This is a genomic window from Microbacterium sp. H6 (assembly GCF_003314775.1).
Lineage (GTDB): Bacteria > Actinomycetota > Actinomycetes > Actinomycetales > Microbacteriaceae > Microbacterium > Microbacterium oxydans.
In genome coordinates, this window is the sequence record NZ_QOAY01000160.1 from 1 (window position 1) to 3535 (window position 3535).

Consider the following 3535-nt stretch of genomic DNA (forward strand, 5'->3'; position numbering starts at 1 on the left):
CGGGAGCTGGACAGCTGGCCCCCGCCGTATACGGCCGTGGAGCTGGAGCTCACCCGCGACGGGCGCCTCGACGGCACGGGCGTCGCCAGCCCCGCGGCCGACCTCACGTACCGCTACGATCCGGCGGCCCCGACCCCGGATGCGGGCGGCAGGACCCTCAATCCGTTCTCCGCCGGGCGCCGCCCCCAGCACACCCGCGAACGCCGGGCGGATGTGCTCGTCTTCACGGGCGACCGGCTTCCCGACGACCTCCTCGTCATCGGCACGCCCACGATCACGCTGTCCTTCGCGTCCTCGAACCCGCGTGCCGATCTGTTCGTGCGTCTGTGCGAGGTGGACGCGCGAGGGGTCTCGCGGGCGCTCACCGACGGGTACCGGCGCCTTCGGCCGGAAGAGGTGCACACGGACGAGACGCACACAGACGAGGCGGGCCGGATCCGTCTCGAACTCGCGCCTCTCGCCCACCGGTTCGCGGCGGGGTCACGCCTGCGCGTGCAGGTGTCGTCGGGCGCGCACCCGCTGCACCTGCGCAACCCCGGAACCGAGGACCCGGTGCGCGACCACTCGCGGCTCATCCCCAGCGATCAGACCGTCCGCGTCGGCGGCACGGCGCCGGCGACCCTCACGCTGCCCGCACTGGCCGTCGTGCCGTCACGCTCGCACGCCTCTTCACCCGTTGTTCACCGGCGCGTGACACGATGACGGGATGCCCCTCGCCCGTCGTCTGACGCTCGGAGACGCGGTCGCCATCGGTCTCGGCTCGATGATCGGCGCCGGTGTCTTCTCCGTGTGGGCTCCCGCGATCGGGGTCGCTGGCAGCGGCGTCCTCATCGCCCTCGCGATCGCCGCGGTCGTCGCATACGCCAATGCCACCTCATCAGCGCAGCTCGCCGCCGCCCACCCGGTCGCGGGTGGCACCTATGCCTACGCCCGCGCGGAGATGGGCCCCTGGTGGGGCTTCATCGCGGGATGGAGCTTCGTGATCGGCAAGATCGCGAGCTGCGCGGCGATGGCCATGACGTTCGCCGCCTACGCGGCACCGGCCGGCTGGCAGCTGCCCGTCGCGGTCGCCGCTGTCGTGCTGCTCGCCGCCGTGAACTGCCTCGGCGTGACCCGCACCGCCCTGGTCACCCGCATCCTCGTGGTGTGCTCCCTGCTCGGCCTCGCGGTCGTCGTGGTCTTCGGGTTCGCCGGCGCTGCGGCGGCGAACCCGACCCCCCTCCCCGATGCCACGGCCTACGGAGTGCTCCAGGGGGCCGGCCTGCTGTTCTTCGCATTCGCGGGATACGCCCGGATCGCGACCATGGGTGAGGAGGTCGTCGATCCCGGACGCACGATCCCCCGTGCCATCGTGCTGGCGCTGGGCGGCACGGTCGTCGTGTACGCGCTGGTGGGACTCGTCGTCGTCCTGGTGCTCGGCGCCGGTGCGACCGATTCGACCGCTCCTCTGGTCGATGTACTGGTGGCCGCCGGGGCATCTACCTGGGCGCCCGTGATCCGCATCGCTGCTGCCGCCGCTTCCCTCGGTGCCCTGCTGGCTCTGCTCACCGGGATCGGTCGTACGGCCCTGGCCATGGCTCGCGAGGGTGACGTCCCTCGATTCCTCGCGAAGATCGATCGGCGCCATCAGGTCCCGCAGCGCGCGGAGATCGCCATCGCGCTCATCGTGGTCGCGATCGTCCTCATCGCCGACCTGCGCGGCGCCATCGGCTTCTCCTCCTTCGGCGTGCTGCTGTACTACCTGATCGCGAACGCCGCCGCATTCCGTCAGAGCGGGTCCGCGCGTCGGTATCCACGGGTGCTGCACGTGCTCGGAGCGCTCGGCTGCCTGGTGCTGGTGAACACTCTTCCCGTGCTGGCCTCACTGATCGGTGCGGGGGTCGTCCTCCTCGGGGTCGGATACCGGCTGCTGCGGCTGCGGTTCGAAAGAGCCTGAGCCCCGCGCACGCCTGAGCTCGACGCGCCGCGGTCAGCCCCGCGCCTGGGAGCGGTACATGCGCGGTGCGATGCCGAGGACCGCCTGGAAGTCGCGCGTGAGATGCGCGTGATCCGCGTAGCCGAGCTCGGCGGCGATCGAGGCCAGGTCGGTCTCCGGGTTCGCTCGCACTCGCTGCGCCGCCTCCTGCAGCCGCCGACGTCGGATCATCGCGGCGGGCGAGAGCCCCACGTGGCGGTGGGTCATCCGCTGCAGGGTGCGCACCGAGACGGCCAACCTCGTGGCGGCCTCCTCGGGGGTGAGCGCGGCGCCATCGCCCATCAGGACGTCCATGAACGCGTTGGCCTGGCGTGCCGGTTCGCCGACCGGCCCCGCACGATCCTCGAGCCACTGAGAGAAGGCCTCGACCGCCCGCTCGCGTCGCCCCTCGCCCGAGCTCATCGTCGACACGACGGCAGCGCGCAGCGCGCCGGTACCGCTCCCGTCGTCGAGTTCCCACTCGTCGTCGACGAGAGACGCCGGATCGTCGATCAGCACGGCGACCGCTGCCGGACGCAGCAGCGCCCCGACGGCCCAGCCGCTCCCCCGCAGATCGCGGTGCGACGCCCGCGTCGTCGCTCCGGCGAGCGTGACGGTGTTCGCGTCGACGACCAGGTTCAGCGCCGGATACGCCACGATCTCCTGCCGTGACGAGCGCCCAGGCTCGATGTCCCACTCCGGGATCCAGAACCACTCCACCAGCTCCGCGGCTGCCGGCGGCGGTGGCAGCCGGTGGAACTGCGGAAGGCGAGCGGGGTAGAGCACCCCGCGGGTCGGGTTCACCATCGGCCCAGCGTAGGCCCCGACGCCGACAGGGCGAGGCTGTCGCGGATCTTCAAGCCGCCGCCGCATCGCCCGTTCTACCGTGGCGTCATGAGCACAGACCACACCACGACGCACACCCCCACGGCCGGCGCGAACGGCACGTACACGACGAACGGGCGCCCGCACAGCGCCACCTCGCTCACCCCCTTCCTCGCCATCCCCGACGCGAAGCAGGCCATCGCGTTCTACCGCGACGTGTTCGGGGCCAGAGTCGTCGACGTGACCGAGTTCGGCGGCGTGGTCGCGCACGCCGACCTGGACTTCGGCCTCGGCCTGCTCCAGCTCGGGGAGCCCAATCCCGAGTACCACCTCGTGCGCTCCCCCGGTGGCGACGACGACTGCTACTCGATGGGGCTGTACGTCGCGGACGTCGATGCGGTCGTCGAGAAGGCGGTCGCCGCGGGAGCGACCGTGCGCGAAGCACCCGCACCCTTCGTCTCCGGTGATCGCTTCGCCAGCATCCGCGATCCGTTCGGGGTGCGCTGGTCTGTGATGACGCGCGTCGAGGACATCTCGGACGAGGAGAGCAGTCGTCGAGTGGCGGAGTGGGCGGCGTCGTTCAGCGGGTCTCCTGCGGACGAGGCGAGCTGAGCGACCGCTCCGCCGCGCGGCACACCGCCGGAAGCAGTGCCTCGGCCGTACGGCGGTAGCCCAGGGCGCTCGGGTGGAAGCGGTCGAGGCTGAACATCGCCTCGGGCTCGTCGAAGAACATCGGGCCCACCGCTCGACGCAGAT

The 3535-nt window shown here is 71.8% G+C and carries 4 protein-coding genes; 3 read left to right on the top strand and 1 reads right to left on the bottom strand.

Translation table 11 applies throughout. The features are described from left to right. Together DSP71_RS10165 and DSP71_RS10170 are read left to right on the top strand one after the other, a co-directional pair. Positions 1-702 (top strand): CocE/NonD family hydrolase (locus tag DSP71_RS10165; protein WP_147251282.1); only part of this gene is annotated, 702 nt, incomplete at its 5' end. Between the two features lie 4 nt (positions 703-706). Continuing rightward, positions 707-1936, top strand: a complete 1230-nt coding sequence (locus DSP71_RS10170) for an APC family permease (protein WP_113681025.1) — start codon at positions 707-709, stop codon at positions 1934-1936. Between the two features lie 33 nt (positions 1937-1969). Here DSP71_RS10170 and DSP71_RS10175 read toward each other — a convergent pair whose 3' ends face one another. Continuing rightward, positions 1970-2761: a helix-turn-helix domain-containing protein gene (locus DSP71_RS10175; RefSeq protein ID WP_113681026.1), complete on the bottom strand. Its 792-nt coding sequence runs from the start codon at positions 2759-2761 to the stop codon at positions 1970-1972. Positions 2762-2848: 87 nt separating this feature from the next. Between DSP71_RS10175 and DSP71_RS10180 the strand changes: the two genes are divergently transcribed. Further along, complete coding sequence (locus DSP71_RS10180; RefSeq protein WP_046749648.1) at positions 2849-3391, top strand: glyoxalase/bleomycin resistance/extradiol dioxygenase family protein; 543 nt, start codon at positions 2849-2851, stop codon at positions 3389-3391. Positions 3392-3535: the final 144 nt, after the last annotated feature.

What these genes read in the sequence shown, in the direction of transcription:
- DSP71_RS10170 (WP_113681025.1), top strand. Translation starts at nt 707, where the DNA reads ATGCCCCTCGCCCGTCGTCTGACGCTCGGAGACGCGGTCGCCATCGGT.
- DSP71_RS10175 (WP_113681026.1), bottom strand. Translation starts at nt 2,761, where the DNA reads ATGGTGAACCCGACCCGCGGGGTGCTCTACCCCGCTCGCCTTCCGCAG.
- DSP71_RS10180 (WP_046749648.1), top strand. Translation starts at nt 2,849, where the DNA reads ATGAGCACAGACCACACCACGACGCACACCCCCACGGCCGGCGCGAAC.